We start from the raw sequence: 15,671 nt of genomic DNA, 5'->3' as shown, positions 1-15,671 counted from the left end.
CGGCAAAATTGCCGATTCCAACGTCAATGGGGTCGAAATGACACAGGAATGGAGAACAGTTCAGACGGCTGTCCGTGCAATACCGATCGAATGAAGATATTCCTGAATGTGGAGCGCGCTCATGGGTTTGCCGTAGAAATAGCCCTGGCCCGTGACACATCCGAGCTCAAGCAGTTTGCCGGCCTGCTCGGAGGTCTCAATCCCCTCGGCGACGACTTTCAGGTCGAGGCCGTCGCAAAGGGCTATAATCGCCTTGATGATGTGTTCTGAAGGCCGGTCGCGGGTGATTTCGGATACGAATGAGCGGTCGATCTTGACCTTGTCGAGCGCAATTTCCCGCAGTCGGCCGAGGCTTGACTGGCCCGTTCCGAAATCATCAAGCGAAATCGAAACGCCCTCGGCGCGCAGACTGTCGATGATGCTGTTAGCAATATCGGGATCGGCCATCATTGCGGTTTCGGTGATCTCGAGCTCCAGCCGGTGGGGATCGAGCCCGACACTCTGGATAATCGACATAATCTTGCCATGCGTGGACGGATCGACAAGCTGCGCCGAAGACAGATTGAACGAAAGGAATTTATCATCCGGCCAGCTTAGCGCCGCCTGCGCTGCCTTTTTCAGCATTGTCTCGGTCAGCGGTTCGATGATGCCGCGCTCCTCGGCAAGCGGAATGAACGTTGCCGGCGATACGAAGCCGAGTTCGTCGTCATGCCAGCGGGCCAGCGCCTCGAAGCCGATCGGGTAGCCGTTGGAGATGTCAACGATGGGCTGAAAATGAACGTCCACCTCATCCGCAATAATCGCCCGGCGCAACGCCTGTTCGAGCTGCGTTGCCCGCTTCATCTCTTCGGCGATATCCACGGAATAGACTGTGACCTGGCCGCGGCCGCGGCGTTTGGATCTGTACAGCGCCGTATCGGCGCTTTCCATCAATTGTGCATAATCCTCACCGGCATAGGGATAGATCGCAAAACCGAAAGATGATGACAGGCGAACCGTGCGCTTGCCGAGGTCATAGGGGGCGGAAAGCACGTCCTTGAACAGGTCGCTTACCTTTACAGCGCCACGCTCGTCAAACACAAGCGGAAGGACAAATGCAAAAGCATCGCTTTCCAGCCGCATGACCACAGCCCCAGGTGGCATGCAGGCACGCAGCCGATGCGCTACCTGGCAAAGAATATCGTCGCCTGCGGCGTGTCCGAAAAGGTCGTTGATGGGGCGGAAACCATCCAGATTCACAAGGCCAATGGTGAACGGCGCCGGGTCGAGCGAACGCTCCTGGATGAGTTTGCTGATCTTGTCGCGCAGTCGCACCCGGTTGCCAAGGCCGGTGAGCGGATCGGTATAGGATACCGCATCCACTCCACCCATGGTCTTGGATTGACCGCTGGTCAGTTCAACCGACATTGCCTCGTCCTTGCGCCCTAAATGGTGGAGGAACACCATTTTCAGTGCCGGAGAATGACCTAGCTTCGTTAAAAAACACCTATCGGGGAGCTTTTCTTTTTATATCGACGCTCCGCAACCCATTGAAATTTTGCTAATTTCACCGCCGATTTGGGAATAAAACCCAATCGGCTTGCACGACAGACCAGGTTCCACGTGATCAGGCAGTCTGCCCGTATCAGCTCAACGCGCCTTTGCGCTGAGGCGCAGCGGCGGCGCATAGCGCGAGTATAATCCCGCTGACGGCAGCGATCATGCCGGCCGCGCTGACGCTGAATCCGCTGCCGATCAGCTCCATTCCGCTGCCTGCGGCCCAGAAACCGGCGACCGCCGATATGAGGGCGAATAATACGCTCCACAGAATTTGCGGAATCAGCCTGTTTGTCATCAATCGTGCAGCAGCAGCCGGACAAATCAGCATCGCGATGGTGATGATTGCGCCGACGGCTTCAAAGGCCGTCACCGCAACTATGGCGACAAGTGAGATCAAAGCGGCTCCGACAAAGCGGACTGGAACACCGGATGCATGCGCGAATACCGGATCGAATGTCGAGACGACGAGCTGACGCCAAAAGAAAACTAAAAAAGCAACCACCGCGACCAGCGCCAGAGCCAGCCGGCCCAGCTGCGGCGGCAAATCCGCGAGGGCTTCAGGGTCCAACAGCGAGGCGGCATCCATCCCGGAAAGCCATACAAGGCTCTCCAGGTTTCCATAGAGCGCATGTTCAACATCAAAATGAATATCACGGGTGTCGCTTTGCTCGAGCAGCACGACACCAAGGGCGAACAGAGCGGTGAAGACAACCCCCATGGCGGCACCCGGCTCCACTTTGCCGAGATTTCGCACGAGCTCAATCAACAGGGCCGAAATCAACGCTGCGGCGGCGGCACCAAGAAGCATCGGACCCACCGACATGGACCCGGTGAAAATGAAGGCAATGACAATGCCGGGAAGAACCACATGGCTTACCGCATCGCCCATGAGGCTCTGTTTGCGCAGTACCAGGAAATTGCCAAGCAGTGCACAGGAAATCGCGGCCAGCACGCCGATGAGCATGGGAACGAGAACAAGTCCGATATAGAGCCCATCCATAACGTTTCCCCTATTGCGCCGGAAGCACGCCGGCCGGCGCGGAGAACTGCTTTTCCAGTTCCGCTATCTCGCCGGTTGTCAGGCGCTCAGCAATCGGATCGAGCCGCATGCGTGCCGCGCGGTAGGCCGCGTCGGGATTGTCACGCAGATATATGGTCCAAAGCGCTTCCTCGCGCGCCGCATTTTCAGCAGCTTCCAGCCCGACCCTTGTCGGTGTTCCGTCGGCGCGGATGAAGCGTTCCGCCTTCAGCACCTTGATCGTGTCACCGTCATAGATCGCCTCGCCCCTCAAAATGGCGAGAAGCCCCTGGCGCCGGTGAACCTTGCGGGAGAAGGCGCGTGCGCGATAGAGACCGTAAAATACGCCCCTTGCCGGTGCAAACAGCAATGACAACACAAACAGGCAGGCCGCGACCAGCACGATGACGGGACCTGCCGGGAAGTTCGGAACCGAAGCCGACAGCGCCGTGCCGATAAATCCTGAAACAGCCCCGATAAGGCCACTCACGAGCACCATCGTACTCGTCTTGTCGGTCCAAAAGCGCGCTGCGACAGGGGGGATGATGAGCAGTGCGACCACCAAAATAAGCCCGACCACGCGCAATCCGGTCACGGTGACGGCCATGACGAGGAACATCAGCATGAGATCGGTCCGGCGGATGTCGATGCCGGAGGTGCGGGCAAAAGTCTCGTCAAAACACACAAGTGTCAGCTGGCGGCGAAAGACAAAAACCAACAGCGCGACGCCGAGGGCGAGAACGGCAAGCGTGATTGCCTCATTGCGCAGCATGCCGGATGTCGAGCCGAGCAGGAAACTGCCGATGCCGGCCTGTCGGCCGATTCCCAATGACTGGATAACCGTCAGCAGAACGACGCCAAGGCCGAAAAATGATGACAGGACAGCGCCGATCGCGGCGTCGGATTTCAACCGCGTACGCCGTGTCAGCCACTCGACGCTGGCAAGGCCAATCATGGCGCTAATTGCCGCTCCAATGAGAAGGCCGGGCAGAAACCGCCCGGATCCGCCAAACCAGGCCATAACCAGGAATGCAATGCCGACACCCGGCAGGGTCGCGTGGCTGAGTGCATCGGAGACGAGCGAACGCTGTCGCAGCAGCAGGAATGTTCCCACCGTCCCGCCGGCCCAGCCAAGCAGCACCGCACCAATCGCGACGATGGCCGTGTTGTAACCGGCGTTGAATGTCAGCGCGTTGACGAATGCCGATACGTCGATCATGCCGTTCAGACCGTTTCCTGCAGCACCGGCACGGCCTGCGCCAGACGCCCGCCATAGGCTTCGGCAAGGTTGGCATCGGTGAAAGCTTTTTCGACCGGGCCGTTGGCGATGCGGCGCACGTTGAGAATGAGCACATCGTCAAAATAGGCTGTGACGGTGGAAAGGTCATGGTGCACGGCAACGGCCGTGCCGCCCTCTGCAACAAGTTTTTTAAGCAGCGTGATGATGGTTTTTTCGGTGGCGGCATCAACCCCGGCAAAGGGTTCGTCGAGCAGCAGCAGATCAGCCCTTTGCGCAAGCGCGCGGGCGATGAACACACGTTGCTGCTGGCCGCCTGAAAGCTGTCCTATCTGACGGTTTGCCAGCGAAGCCATGTCAACTTCCTCCAGGCAACCGAGGGCGAATTCACGCTGCGTGCGGCCGATCAGGCGAAACGGCCCGAGGCTGCGATAGAGCCCCATCATGACAACATCGATAACGGTTGCCGGAAAATCCCAGTCTACGCTGGCACGCTGCGGCACATAGGCCACCCTGCTGCGCGCTTCATCAAGTGGCCGGCCGAAGAATTGCGCATCACCGCTGATTGCCGGGATGATACCCATCGCAGCCTTCAGCATTGTCGACTTACCGGCGCCGTTTGGTCCGACAATGGAACTCATGCGCCCTTGCTGGAAAACCGCATCCACGGATGACAGGGCCGGTTTGTCACCATAGGCAACTGACAGTCCGCGCACCTTCAGCGCCGCTCCGGCATCCGTATTGTGAATATTCATGTCAGCTCCCGACCAGTTTGCCGTTGAGACCGGCGACCGGCGCCGTTCCGCCGAGAGCGTTGGTGATGACTGTGACATTGGAGTCGATCATGCCAATATAGGTGCCGGTGTATGTGCCGGCAGAGCCCATCGCATCCGAAAAGAGCTGGCCGCCGACAACCACCGTGTGGCCACGCGCGGCGGCACCTTCTATCAATGCGCGCACGTTGCGCTCGGGCACGGAGGTTTCAACGAAAATAGCCTGAATGTCGCGGTCGACAATGAGGCTGACAATTTCATCCACCCGCTGCAGGCCTGCTTCGCTCTCGGTTGAAAGTCCCTGAATGCCGATTACATCGAAACCATAGGTACGGCCGAAATAGCCAAAGGCATCATGCGCGGTAACAAGCACGCGCTTGTCTTCAGGAACCGTTGCAAGGCTGTCGCGGGCGAAAGCCGCCAGCGTGTCCATGTTGTCCAGATAGATTTCGGTATTGGCGGTGTAGGTATCGGCGCCTTCCGGATCGAGTTCGATCAGCGCGTCGCGTGCTGCCTTAACCGCATGGCGCCACAGTTCCGGCGTCATCCAGATATGCGGATCGTAGCGATCGGAATAGGTGATGCTCGAAATGCGCAGATCCTCGGGAACGGCTTCACCGATCGCAAAAACCGGCTTGCGTTTGGCCAGTTTTTCAAGGAATTCCTCAAGCTGCGCTTCAAGATACAGGCCGTTCCAGAATACCGCGTCGGCGCGCACCATCGCCGCGATGTCCGACTGGGTCTGCCGGTAGAGATGCGGATCGACGCCCTCTCCCATCAACGTCGTGACCTCGGCGCGATCACCCGAAATAGCCGTCAGGACATCACCGATCATGGAGACCGTGGCGACAACCTTCAGCTTGTCTGCCGCCCGCACACCGGTGGCGGGAAGCGCGAACGCAAGCAGCGCGACAAGAATGCCCCCAAGGGCCAGAATGCGACGCAATGCCATGCAAAAACTCCAGAAAAATAGGCATGGCAACACCATGCCGCGTTGAGGTTGAAACTTCTTTTATTGCGAATAATTCTTAATAGCAAGAAAATCTTGGCAGGAATATGACCTCACGTCTTTTCTTGGCCACCCGAATCCGGGATTATCAGCTAATGACAGTCAGGCATCTTTCAGAAACGCTTATCAACCAGATCGCGGCCGGCGAAGTGATCGAGCGGCCGGCCAGCGTCGTCAAGGAACTGGTTGAAAACGCCATCGACGCCGGTGCGACCCGCATCGAGGTGGCAACGGCGGGGGGCGGTAAGGCACTGGTGCGCGTGACGGACGACGGCTGTGGCATGACGCCCAACGATCTTGGTCTGGCGGTCCAGCGGCATTGCACCTCCAAAATCACCGACGACCTCGACAGTATCGCAACACTCGGATTTCGCGGCGAGGCCCTACCCTCCATCGGATCGGTCGCGAAATTGCGCATCCAGAGCAGAACCGGGGACGCGGACAGTGGCTACGAGGTGCGTGTTTCGGGTGGCGCGACAGAGCCGGTACGCCCGGCGGCGGCCAACCGCGGAACCGTGGTCGAGGTACGCGATATATTCTACGCAACGCCGGCGCGGCTGAAATTTCTGAAAAGCGACCGCGCGGAAACTGGCGCGATTACTGAAGTGTTCAAGCGCATTGCAATTGCATTTCCGGAAGTCCGCCTGGCGCTGTCGGGCACGGACCGCACGACGATTGAATATCCGGCGACGGGCGAAGACAAGCTGGCGCGCATCGGCCAGGTGCTCGGCAAGGAATTTGCCGACAACGCCATTGCAATCGATGCCGTGCGGGAAGATGTCCGCCTGACCGGCTATGCGTGCGTTCCAACCTACAACCGCGCCAATTCGCTGCAGCAATATGCCTTCGTCAACGGCCGTCCGGTTCAAGACAAGCTGATCCTGTCGGCACTCAGGGGCGCCTATGCCGACACGATCCCCCGTGGACGCTATCCGGTCGCCGTTCTTTCGATCACACTCGATCCCGCATTCGTCGACGTCAATGTGCACCCCGCCAAAGCCGATGTCCGCTTCCGCGATCCCGGACTGCTGCGCGGTCTCATTGTCGGTGCAATCCGTGAGGCGCTGACTCAGCACGGCGATCGTGCTTCCAGCGTCGGCGCCCGCGACATGGTATCCGCCTTCCGCCCTGAATTCGCTTCGAACACTCGGCACGGCAGCATGCCGGGCGCGGCAAATTACGATCTGGCGTCCTCGCCATTCAGGCCGCAGGAAGCGGTCCCGGTAAACGGCTTTTCGGAAAATACCCAAAGCACCTTTGATGCATTTTCGGGTCCCTCGGCCCGCAGCGAAGCCGCGCCGGTTTCCACCGTTGTGGGCGATGAAACCGAAGCCGGGTTCCCGTTGGGCGCGGCAAGGGCCCAGCTTCATGAAAACTACATCGTCGCGCAGACCGGCGACGGGCTGGTTATCGTCGACCAGCACGCGGCCCATGAACGCCTGGTCTATGAAAGCCTGAAACAGTCGCTGCATGCACGCACCGTTTCATCACAGGTTCTGCTCATTCCCGAAATCGTCGATCTTCCGGAGGAGGATTGCGACCGGCTGATGATCCATGGCGAAGAGCTTGCGCAGCTTGGGCTTACAATTGAACGTTTCGGCCCCGGCGCAATCGCGGTGCGCGAGACGCCGGCCATACTCGGAGAAATCGATGCCGCCGGGCTGGTTCGCCAACTGGCCGACGAGGTTGCCGAATGGGACGATGCGGGCGGGTTGAAGGCAAGGATTGACTACGTTGCCGCCACTATGGCATGTCACGGATCGGTACGCTCCGGGCGACGCCTGACCGCGGAAGAAATGAACAGCCTGCTGCGGCAAATGGAATCGACACCGGGCTCCGGGCAGTGCAATCATGGCCGCCCCACCTATATAGAATTGAAATTGTCGGATATCGAAAGGCTGTTCGGCAGGCGATAGCGCCCTCAAGGAACACAGGCCGCGACAGGAAAGCAGAATGAACAGATTTGAAGGACATGGCTCCGGCGAAGCGAAAATCCGCTATCTGGACGCCGATTTTCAGGTCATTGCACCCGGATCGCATGTGCGCTGCGCGATTACCGGTGAAATCATTCCACTTGACGAATTGAAATACTGGAGTGTTGCCCGCCAGGAGCCCTATGTGGACGTGCATGCGTCCGTTGCCGCAGACGAACGTGCCGGTGTCCTGCCCTCTCAAAACTAGAGCGTTTCTGGTTTATACGGGATCATTTGATGGCGGAAAATCGGCTCACTCGGTTAGGCGCGTCGCGCAGCGCGATGTGGTGCATCGGGCAAGCGGCGCAACGACGCCGATGGGCCGATTTTTCCCACCCTCGAAAGGGCCATGCTATTGATATGCAATACTTGAACGGGCCGGGCTATTTTGCCCTCTGACTGTGTTGTCTTGCGCTTGTGGTGGGCAAACACCACGGCGCGCAACCCGCCTTGTCAGAAACCAAAATAACCTCGGTCAAATGATCCCGTATAAACCAGAAACGCTCTAGTGAGAGACCGGGTTAACTGCCGCCGGAACCGAGCCGCCGTTTTTTGAAGGCCTGTACCGTCCTGTCAATGAATTCAGGCGCCAGGCCGGCCGGATCAAAATCCAGCTGAACCTGCAAAACCCGTGATTTCACCGCAAGTTCGGCTATACGGCCCCGGCCATCCTTGAGCCGCGCCATGTCCTTGCTCGTGGTAATGATCTCGAGCTTGTTCTTGGCGGCAAGATCGAGCAGATCGGCGGCTTCATCTTCGGTGAATTCGTGGTGATCTCCATATCCGCGCTCTACCTCTATGTGGGCGCCGGCCGACCGCAAACTGTCAAAGAACTTCTCCGGATTGCCGATGGCGGCAAAGGCCAGGACCCGCTTACCTTTGAAACTGCGAGGCTTGAGCACTCTGAGACGACCGGCATAGACCGGTTTGGCCGCGCGCCCGGCGCTACGGATTACGCGGTCGGCCGCGGTCCCCTCACCGATAACCAGCAGAGCCGAAGCATTGCGCATCTGATCCAGCATGGGTGCACGGACCGGTCCGCCCGGAATAACGTGGCCGTTGCCAATGCCGCGCGTGGCGTCCACGACGAGCAGAGCAAAATCGAAGCAGATCGCAGCGCTCTGGAAACCGTCATCCATGATGATGAAATCAGCACCTTGCTCGAGCAGGCGTTTTGCGCCTTCAAGGCGGTCGGGCGTGACGACTGTCATTGCCTTTTCGGCTAGAAGCAGTGGTTCATCGCCAACATCGCGGGCATTGTGCTGGGCGCTGTCGACTATTGTTGTGGTTCTGAGGTTGCCGCGATATCCGCGTGAAAGAAAACCGGGTTTGTGGCCGGCCTTTTTGGCGGCCGTCGCCAACGCCAGGGCGGTTGGTGTTTTGCCCGCACCGCCAACGGTGAAATTTCCGATGCAAATGACCGGTGCATCGACCTCGATACGCGCTGCGTTCTCCATGCGGGTGCGAGCGACCGCACCGTAGATCCAGGATGCCGGGAACAGCATCCAGGCCCGCCAGTCGGATCTCGTCCACCAAAATGGAGGCGCCTCGCTTACCATCGCACTTTGCGGTCCCCTTCCTGATACAGTTCGGCCTCAACGGTCAGCGGCTTGATATAGGGTTCCAGCGCGCGCACGGTTCGCGGCAACGCACCGCTTAACTCGTCAACCGTCTTGTGTGCGGCGTTGCGCATCTTTTCACTCGCACGTTTGTTGCTGAGAAGGAAATCCACCGATTTCGCCAGGGTTTCGCCGTCATTGACCAGACGGGCTCCGCCATTCTTGAGCAGGCTGCGATAGCTGTCGCGGAAGTTCTGAACATTGCGGCCGGAAAGAATGGCGCAGTCAAGCATTGCCGGCTCCAGGGGATTTTGACCGCCATCTGATGTCAGGGAACGGCCGACAAAGGCAATCCCGGCCAGTTTGAGATAAAGCCCCATCTCGCCGATCGTGTCGCCGAGATAGATCTGGGTTTCGGGGGTGATGGCGTCACCGCGCGAGCGTCTTGCTACCGCCAGACCGCGGCCAACCAGCATGTCTTCGATGTCATCGGCGCGTTCGGGATGGCGCGGAACGATGATGGTCAGCGCCTTGTGGCGGGGAGTGAGCGATTCATGGACATCGGCGGCAATCGCCTCCTCACCCGCATGGGTAGAGACGGCGGCCCAAACGCCACGATTGCCAATGAGCTTTTTCAGCCGTTGCAGTTCGGCCTCGTCGCAGGGCGGCGGCTCGGTGTCGACCTTCAGGTTTCCGGAGACCGCAACCGGGCGGGCACCGAGTGCACGGAACCGCTCGGCATCCTCGTCGGACTGGGCAACAACGAGAGAGAGGTTTTCAAACAACGCTTCGGCAAGGTGCGGACGTTTTCGCCAGCTGGCAAAGGAGCGGTCGGAAAGCCGCCCATTGACCAGAACCTGCGGCATGCGGCGGGCGCCAAGCTCAAGGATGGTCATCGGCCAGATCTCGGATTCGGCTATCAGCGCGAGATCCGGTTTCCAATAATCCAGAAAACGGCTGACGGCAGGCTTGAGATCAAGCGGCACGTACTGGTGGATCACACGGTCGCCGAGCCGCTCGTTGGCAACCGTGGCGGACGTCACGGTACCCGTGGTCAGGACCACATAGATACCGCGCTTGAGCACTTCCTCGATCAGCGGGATGACAGCGGTCGTTTCGCCGACACTTGCCGCATGTGCCCATACCACCGGTCCGTCAGGTCTTTCGGCGCTGGCAAAGCCGTACCGCTCGCGGCGTCTGGAGTGCTCTTCCTTGCCCTTGGTCGCCCGGAAAGCAAGATAGGACCCCAAAAACGGATATATGGCAGCGCCGAGCCAGCGATACGCTGTTAAAGATACGCGCGCCCAACCCAGACTCATGCGTCGTTCCTGACTGCCTGATAGGCTTTTTCGGTTACGCTGTTCAATTGATCCGTCACCCTTTGCCGAAAATCTTCCACATCGGCATCTGATGCGTCACGCGGCACGTAGATAGGCTCTCCAAGTTTAAGGCACGCACGCCCGAATGGTAAATTAATCGTTGTCTTGTCCCATGATTTTTCGACGATGCGGTAGCGGCTCGTCGCGACGGCCAGCGGAACGATCGGACGGCCCGTCAATTTTGCCAGTGTGATGATGCCTTCACCTGCCTGTCGCGGTGTTCCCTTGGAAATATCGGCGATCATGACGATGTTCGTGCCGCGCGAAAGTGCACCCGCCATGGCTTTCAGGGCACGAATACCGCCCTTTTGCAGAGTTTGTTCGCGCTCGCGGCCACCGGATCCGCGAATAACCTCGACACCGGCCCGCTTAAGCACGCGCGCGTTGATCTCCGCATCATTGCTCCTGGAAACAAGAGCGGCGACTTTGTGGTTGTCGGGATAAAGAAACGGCGTCAGGAGCTGCTGGCCATGCCAAAGTGCGATGATCACCGGCAGTTTTCCGTCAACCCACGCGACGAGGTCGTCGGAATCGCGCACGAAGCGATTGGTTCTGACGATAAACCGGAGAGCGCCGTGAACAACAGCGGCAGCAACGCTTTGAAAGCTGTCTGAGGCAAGCAGCGCCTTTCCAAATCGTCGAACTGCCGGTGTCAAAGAAACCCTCCGTGAGCTCCAAACTGATGCTAAAGGACCCAAATACTGACTCATTACAAAGGGGCTGACAGCTCAGCCGCCGCTACATTCCCGCTAATCTTCGGTGCTCGTTTCTTCTTCGGGATTGAGAAGCTTGTGAAGGTGCACAATAAAATAGCGCATATGCGCATTGTCGACGGTTTGCTGCGCCTTGGACTTCCAGGCTGCATAGGCCGATTTGTAATCCGGATAAATACCGACGACATCCAGATCGTCGAGATTGCGAAAACTGATCTCGCTCAGCGCATCAAGTTCTCCGCCAAAGACCAGATGCAGTAGTTGTTTTTTGTTGGATTCCATCACTCACTCCGTCGGGCATCCATTGCCGTGACGCGCAAGCCCGTGCCGAAAACAATTGCATCGAGGAGGGATACGACAAAGGGCAAACGCATATTCAGCAGGCGGTTTGCTGCAATTTTACTCAAAGGTCAATGCCGCTCGCCGCAAACTGAAGATCAGGCAGGAATTCGTCGGGTCCGGCGATCAGAATACCATGGCTTATCGTGTTTTTATTGTAGCGCAATGGAGAGCCGTCAATATCGGTAATGGCACCGCCGGCATTGCGTAAAATCAGGTCGGCTGCGGCTAGATCCCAGTCATGAGAGTTGGGTTTGATGAACGTGGCTGCAAGGCGGCCATCGGCTACCATCGCAATGCGGTAGGCCAGGGAGGGTATGTGCGGGGACCGCTTCATGCCGCGCACAAGATTTTTCGGCAAACGGTCGAAGACAATGTCCGGCGATGCGATCAGACCGCCGGTTCCGGCTTTGGCAACCTTTATGGGTTTGCCGTTCTTCAGAGCATTACCGTCCGCCGAACCCTCAAAGAACTCTCCGCAGGCAGGGCACGACAGAACGCCGGCTACGGTTATGCCGTCACGTACCACCGCAACACTGACGCACCACACGTCCTTACCCTTGACGAAGGCCCGTGTTCCGTCGATGGGATCAACGACAAAAACCGCGTCGCCCTGGAGACGCGACTTGTCATCCTCCGTTTCCTCCGAAAGCCAGCCGTATTCCGGCCGCGCCTTAAGCAGTTCGGCGTGCAGAAAGCGATTGACCGCAATATCGGCCTCACTGACAGGCGAGCGCCCGCCCTTGTACCAGACATCCGGATCCTTGCGGAAATAGCGCATAGCGATGCGGCCGGCCTCCTGGGCGGCATCACGGATCAATGTCAGATCCCCGGCCTCGATGTTATTTTCCGGCAAGTGTCATTCCTTCTACGACCAGGGTGGGCGACGCAGTTCCGAATTTGCGGTCGATATCGTTGGCCGGCGTTGTATTCATGAACATGTCTTTGAGATTGGAGGCGATGGTGACTTCCGAAACCGGATGTGTGGTTTCACCGTTTTCTATCCAGAATCCCGATGCGCCGCGGCTATATTCGCCGGTAATCATGTTGACACCATGGCCGATAACCTCGGTCACATAAAACCCTGATGCAATGTCGGCGATCAGGTCAGCAGGCGATTTGTCTCCCGGCTCAAGCGCCAGATTGGTTGAACTCGGATTGACATTGGAGCCGCCGCGCACGCCTCGTCCATTGGTCTTCAATCCCAACTCGCGGGCAGTGCCCGTCGACAGGAACCAGTTTTGCAATATGCCATCCTCAACCATGTCGAGCCGACTGCCGCGCACGCCCTCGCCGTCGAACGGTTTCGAAGCCGGACCGCGAATAATCTGAGGATCGTCCGTGACGCGTATTCCTGATTTTGTGACCTGCTTGCCCATCATATCGCGCAGAAAGCTGGTTTTGCGCGCGACGGCCGCTCCATTGATGGCGCCCGCCAGATGGCTGACAAAGCCGCGTGCGACGCGAGGGTCGAGAACAATCGTCAATCCGGAACCCGTTTCGGCCTTGCTGGGATTGAGGCGCTTTACGGCGCGTGTACCGGCAGACCGGCCGATTTCCGCGACATCGTCGAGGTCAGCATAGTAGAGGCGCGAATCAAACTCGTAGTCGCGTTCCATCGCCGTTCCTTCGCCGGCAACAACGCTGACCGAACGGCCAAAACGCGTACCTATATAGGAACCGGCAAATCCGTCCGACGTGACCAGAACCAGACCGCCCAGACCCGCCGATGCGCCGGCGCCACCCGAATTCGTCACACCCTTTACTGCGAGTGCGGCCTCTTCCATTGCGAGTGCCGCATCGGTCAGTTCCTTGCTGCCAATCTCAGTCGGATCGTAAAGATCGAGATCGTCATAGCTTTTGGCCAGGTTTTCGGGGTCGGCAAGCGTCGCAAACGGATCTTCCGGCGAGACTCGGGCCATGGCAACGGCGCGATCGGCGAGTTCCACGGCATCGATCCCGGCATTTGCGGAAACGCTGGCGACACGGTTGCCGACAAAAACACGCAGCGAGAAACTGTCGCTCTCTGATGCTTCGGTCGATTCGACCTTGCCGAGCCGAACGCTGACGGACGACGAGCGCCCGCGCACAACGACCGCATCACACCGGTCGGCGCCCGACTTGACCGCCTGCTCGACCAGTTGTGTCGCTTTGTCGACAAGTTCTTCCGTCTTATCCGCCTGAAACATAAACTTGGCCTTTCCTTTACGCTCCATTTATTGTGGCGCTGGAACGTCATCAAGGCTAATAACCGAATGTTTTGCTGTCGAATAGTGTTCTTGAGGGACGCAACCCATGGCCGCTGAAGGCTTATCTTACTACAGCCACGCGCTGGTTCTTCTTGGCGGGGCCGTCATCGCAGCCCCTCTGGCCAAACGAATCGGCCTCGGCACGGTGCTTGGATATCTTGCCGCCGGTGTCATCATCGGCCCGATTTCCAGGCTCGTCAGCGGCGGCGAGCGGATCCTTCAATTTGCCGAACTTGGGGTGGTGCTGCTGCTGTTCCTGATCGGGCTGGAACTCAAACCGTCGCGATTATGGTCGATGCGTAAGGAGATATTCGGCCTCGGTCTGGCACAGGTCCTCGTCACTGGCCTCGTCCTCCTCGGCATCGTCACGGCGACAGCCTGGTCGAGCCATGCGCTGTCCGCAGCCGCCATTATCGGCTTCGGACTGGCGCTTTCTTCAACCGCATTTGCGCTACAGATACTTGAAGAGCGCGGCGAACGAAGTACGGCCTACGGACAGCGGGCATTTTCCATACTGCTCTTCCAGGACCTCGCCATCGTTCCGATCCTGGCGCTTGTTCCATTGCTGACGCCGGTTCACCCGGAAACGCAGGCCACACCGCTGCAGGATTTTGCCATTGCGCTCGCGGCCATTGCTTTTCTGATTGCAGCGGGGCGATATCTGCTTAATCCCCTGTTCCAGCTGATTGCCAGCACCGGCGCGCGCGAAGCGATGATTGCGGCCGCGCTTTTGGTGGTGATCGGTGCCGCCGTGCTGATGCAGTTCGCCGGTATGTCCATGGCCATGGGCTCGTTCCTGGCCGGGGTTCTTTTGGCTGAATCCTCCTACCGGCACGAACTCGAGGCCGATATCGAACCCTTCCGCGGGATACTGCTGGCCCTGTTCTTCATGGCCGTCGGGCTGTCGCTCGAACTGGACGTCATCGTCGAGAATTACGCCGTCATCATCATCGCGGTTCCGGTACTCATGCTGGTCAAAAGCCTCATTATCTACGGGCTCTGCCGTATTTTCGGCTCTCCACACAATCAGGCAATCCGCATTGCGGGACTGTTGCCGCAAAGCGGAGAGTTCGGTTTCGTCATCTTCACCACGGCAGCAGCGGCCGGCATTTTCCCGGCATCCATCGCTTCGATCCTCATTGCCATTGTTACCGTCTCCATGGCTTTAACCCCGTTCGCCTCGGCAATCGCCAACAAATTGCGGCGCGATGAAACCGATGACGATATGGTGGAGAATTTCGAAGGCGCAGGCTCCGATGTGCTCATGATCGGATTTTCCCGGTTCGGACAGATCGTTTCACAGACGCTGCTGGCGGGTGGTTCCGAGGTCACCATCATCGACCATTCCGCCGAACGCATTCGCAGCGCGACGAAGTTCGGCTTCAAGATCTATTTTGGAGACGGAACCCGGCGTGACGTGCTGGCCTCCGCCGGCATAGAAAAGGCCAAGCTGGTCGCCGTTTGCACACATGAGAAGGCCACCACCGACAAGATCGTCGATCTCGTGCAGGCGGAGTTTCCCGGAGCACGCATCTTCGCGCGCGCCTACGACCGCGCGCACACTTTGTCGCTGCGCGAACGGGAGGTGGAATACGAGCTGCGCGAGACACTGGAATCCAGCTTCATCTTCAGTCGCAAGACGCTTGAAGCGCTGGGACTGGACGATGAACGTGTCGATGCAATCATCGACGAGACCCGCAAACGCGATGAAGAAAGGCTGCGCATCCAGTCGGTTGAGGGCATTCAGTCGGGCGGGCACATGCTGCACACCAAGCCGGTGTCCCCGGAGCCGCTGATCAAGCCGACCAAGGAAGCCGAGCGTCTCGATCTGGATGAGACAGAACAGCCGGTAAAATAAAAGCACCGCGCCTTTTGCCTGTTCC

Annotated in this window: 14 protein-coding genes; 3 read left to right on the top strand and 11 right to left on the bottom strand. The window is 58.6% G+C overall.

Annotated features, from left to right (window positions below):
* Positions 1 to 60 precede the first annotated feature (60 nt).
* The 5 genes from ABVT35_RS01725 to ABVT35_RS01705 all read right to left on the bottom strand — a co-directional run bounded on the left by ABVT35_RS01725 (position 61) and on the right by ABVT35_RS01705 (position 5,519).
* Positions 61 to 1,407, bottom strand: a complete 1,347-nt coding sequence (locus ABVT35_RS01725) for a putative bifunctional diguanylate cyclase/phosphodiesterase (RefSeq protein ID WP_368464490.1) — start codon at positions 1,405 to 1,407, stop codon at positions 61 to 63.
* A 217-nt stretch (positions 1,408 to 1,624) separates the two neighbouring features.
* A complete protein-coding gene (locus ABVT35_RS01720) occupies positions 1,625 to 2,539 on the bottom strand; it encodes a metal ABC transporter permease (protein ID WP_368464488.1) in 915 nt (304 codons plus the stop codon).
* 10 nt (positions 2,540 to 2,549) lie between these two features.
* Positions 2,550 to 3,776 carry a metal ABC transporter permease gene (locus tag ABVT35_RS01715; protein WP_368464486.1) on the bottom strand — a complete coding sequence of 409 codons (1,227 nt, stop codon included), beginning with the start codon at positions 3,774 to 3,776 and terminating at the stop codon, positions 2,550 to 2,552.
* A gap of 5 nt (positions 3,777 to 3,781) precedes the next feature.
* Positions 3,782 to 4,549: a metal ABC transporter ATP-binding protein gene (locus ABVT35_RS01710; protein ID WP_368464484.1), complete on the bottom strand. Its 768-nt coding sequence runs from the start codon at positions 4,547 to 4,549 to the stop codon at positions 3,782 to 3,784.
* A 1-nt stretch (position 4,550) separates the two neighbouring features.
* The gene (locus tag ABVT35_RS01705; protein ID WP_368464482.1) at positions 4,551 to 5,519 is read right to left on the bottom strand and encodes a metal ABC transporter solute-binding protein, Zn/Mn family; all 969 of its coding nucleotides are present in this window, start codon (positions 5,517 to 5,519) and stop codon (positions 4,551 to 4,553) included.
* A 152-nt stretch (positions 5,520 to 5,671) separates the two neighbouring features.
* Between ABVT35_RS01705 and mutL the strand changes: the two genes are divergently transcribed.
* Together mutL and ABVT35_RS01695 are read left to right on the top strand one after the other, a co-directional pair.
* Positions 5,672 to 7,492: a DNA mismatch repair endonuclease MutL gene (mutL, locus tag ABVT35_RS01700; RefSeq protein ID WP_368464480.1), complete on the top strand. Its 1,821-nt coding sequence runs from the start codon at positions 5,672 to 5,674 to the stop codon at positions 7,490 to 7,492.
* A gap of 37 nt (positions 7,493 to 7,529) precedes the next feature.
* Positions 7,530 to 7,757: a DUF2093 domain-containing protein gene (locus ABVT35_RS01695; RefSeq protein ID WP_368464478.1), complete on the top strand. Its 228-nt coding sequence runs from the start codon at positions 7,530 to 7,532 to the stop codon at positions 7,755 to 7,757.
* A gap of 313 nt (positions 7,758 to 8,070) precedes the next feature.
* Here the strand turns inward: ABVT35_RS01695 and lpxK are convergent, their stop codons facing one another.
* The 6 genes from lpxK to ABVT35_RS01665 all read right to left on the bottom strand — a co-directional run bounded on the left by lpxK (position 8,071) and on the right by ABVT35_RS01665 (position 13,728).
* Positions 8,071 to 9,108, bottom strand: a complete 1,038-nt coding sequence (lpxK, locus tag ABVT35_RS01690; RefSeq protein WP_368464477.1) for a tetraacyldisaccharide 4'-kinase — start codon at positions 9,106 to 9,108, stop codon at positions 8,071 to 8,073.
* Positions 9,102 to 10,427 (bottom strand): lipid IV(A) 3-deoxy-D-manno-octulosonic acid transferase, encoded by a 1,326-nt coding sequence (waaA, locus tag ABVT35_RS01685; protein WP_368464475.1) that lies wholly within the window; start codon positions 10,425 to 10,427, stop codon positions 9,102 to 9,104. The genes lpxK and waaA overlap by 7 nt, the downstream gene beginning before the upstream one ends.
* The gene (locus tag ABVT35_RS01680) at positions 10,424 to 11,143 is read right to left on the bottom strand and encodes a lysophospholipid acyltransferase family protein (RefSeq protein WP_368464473.1); all 720 of its coding nucleotides are present in this window, start codon (positions 11,141 to 11,143) and stop codon (positions 10,424 to 10,426) included. The genes waaA and ABVT35_RS01680 overlap by 4 nt, the downstream gene beginning before the upstream one ends.
* 93 nt (positions 11,144 to 11,236) lie before the next feature.
* Positions 11,237 to 11,482, bottom strand: coding sequence for a DUF4170 domain-containing protein (locus tag ABVT35_RS01675; protein WP_368464471.1), 246 nt, complete (start codon positions 11,480 to 11,482; stop codon positions 11,237 to 11,239).
* Between the two features lie 121 nt (positions 11,483 to 11,603).
* Positions 11,604 to 12,395 (bottom strand): 3'(2'),5'-bisphosphate nucleotidase CysQ, encoded by a 792-nt coding sequence (locus tag ABVT35_RS01670; protein WP_368464469.1) that lies wholly within the window; start codon positions 12,393 to 12,395, stop codon positions 11,604 to 11,606.
* Positions 12,382 to 13,728: a TldD/PmbA family protein gene (locus ABVT35_RS01665; RefSeq protein ID WP_368464467.1), complete on the bottom strand. Its 1,347-nt coding sequence runs from the start codon at positions 13,726 to 13,728 to the stop codon at positions 12,382 to 12,384. The genes ABVT35_RS01670 and ABVT35_RS01665 overlap by 14 nt, the downstream gene beginning before the upstream one ends.
* A 106-nt stretch (positions 13,729 to 13,834) precedes the next feature.
* Here ABVT35_RS01665 and ABVT35_RS01660 point away from each other — a divergent pair, with 106 nt between their 5' ends.
* The gene (locus ABVT35_RS01660; RefSeq protein WP_368464465.1) at positions 13,835 to 15,646 is read left to right on the top strand and encodes a monovalent cation:proton antiporter-2 (CPA2) family protein; all 1,812 of its coding nucleotides are present in this window, start codon (positions 13,835 to 13,837) and stop codon (positions 15,644 to 15,646) included.
* The last annotated feature ends 25 nt before the right edge of the window (positions 15,647 to 15,671 follow it).

Origin of the sequence: Hoeflea sp. TYP-13 (genome assembly GCF_040932035.1) — a bacterium.
Classification (GTDB): Bacteria; Pseudomonadota; Alphaproteobacteria; order Rhizobiales; family Rhizobiaceae; genus Hoeflea_A.
Note: the sequence above shows the minus strand (reverse complement) of the source record. Positions and strands in the feature narration are given on the sequence as shown.

Coding starts and splice junctions, on each gene's coding strand:
- ABVT35_RS01725 (WP_368464490.1), bottom strand. CDS start 1,407: ATGTCGGTTGAACTGACCAGCGGTCAATCCAAGACCATGGGTGGAGTG.
- ABVT35_RS01720 (WP_368464488.1), bottom strand. CDS start 2,539: ATGGATGGGCTCTATATCGGACTTGTTCTCGTTCCCATGCTCATCGGC.
- ABVT35_RS01715 (WP_368464486.1), bottom strand. CDS start 3,776: ATGATCGACGTATCGGCATTCGTCAACGCGCTGACATTCAACGCCGGT.
- ABVT35_RS01710 (WP_368464484.1), bottom strand. CDS start 4,549: ATGAATATTCACAATACGGATGCCGGAGCGGCGCTGAAGGTGCGCGGA.
- ABVT35_RS01705 (WP_368464482.1), bottom strand. CDS start 5,519: ATGGCATTGCGTCGCATTCTGGCCCTTGGGGGCATTCTTGTCGCGCTG.
- mutL (WP_368464480.1), top strand. CDS start 5,672: ATGACAGTCAGGCATCTTTCAGAAACGCTTATCAACCAGATCGCGGCC.
- ABVT35_RS01695 (WP_368464478.1), top strand. CDS start 7,530: ATGAACAGATTTGAAGGACATGGCTCCGGCGAAGCGAAAATCCGCTAT.
- lpxK (WP_368464477.1), bottom strand. CDS start 9,108: ATGGTAAGCGAGGCGCCTCCATTTTGGTGGACGAGATCCGACTGGCGG.
- waaA (WP_368464475.1), bottom strand. CDS start 10,427: ATGAGTCTGGGTTGGGCGCGCGTATCTTTAACAGCGTATCGCTGGCTC.
- ABVT35_RS01675 (WP_368464471.1), bottom strand. CDS start 11,482: ATGGAATCCAACAAAAAACAACTACTGCATCTGGTCTTTGGCGGAGAA.
- ABVT35_RS01665 (WP_368464467.1), bottom strand. CDS start 13,728: ATGTTTCAGGCGGATAAGACGGAAGAACTTGTCGACAAAGCGACACAA.
- ABVT35_RS01660 (WP_368464465.1), top strand. CDS start 13,835: ATGGCCGCTGAAGGCTTATCTTACTACAGCCACGCGCTGGTTCTTCTT.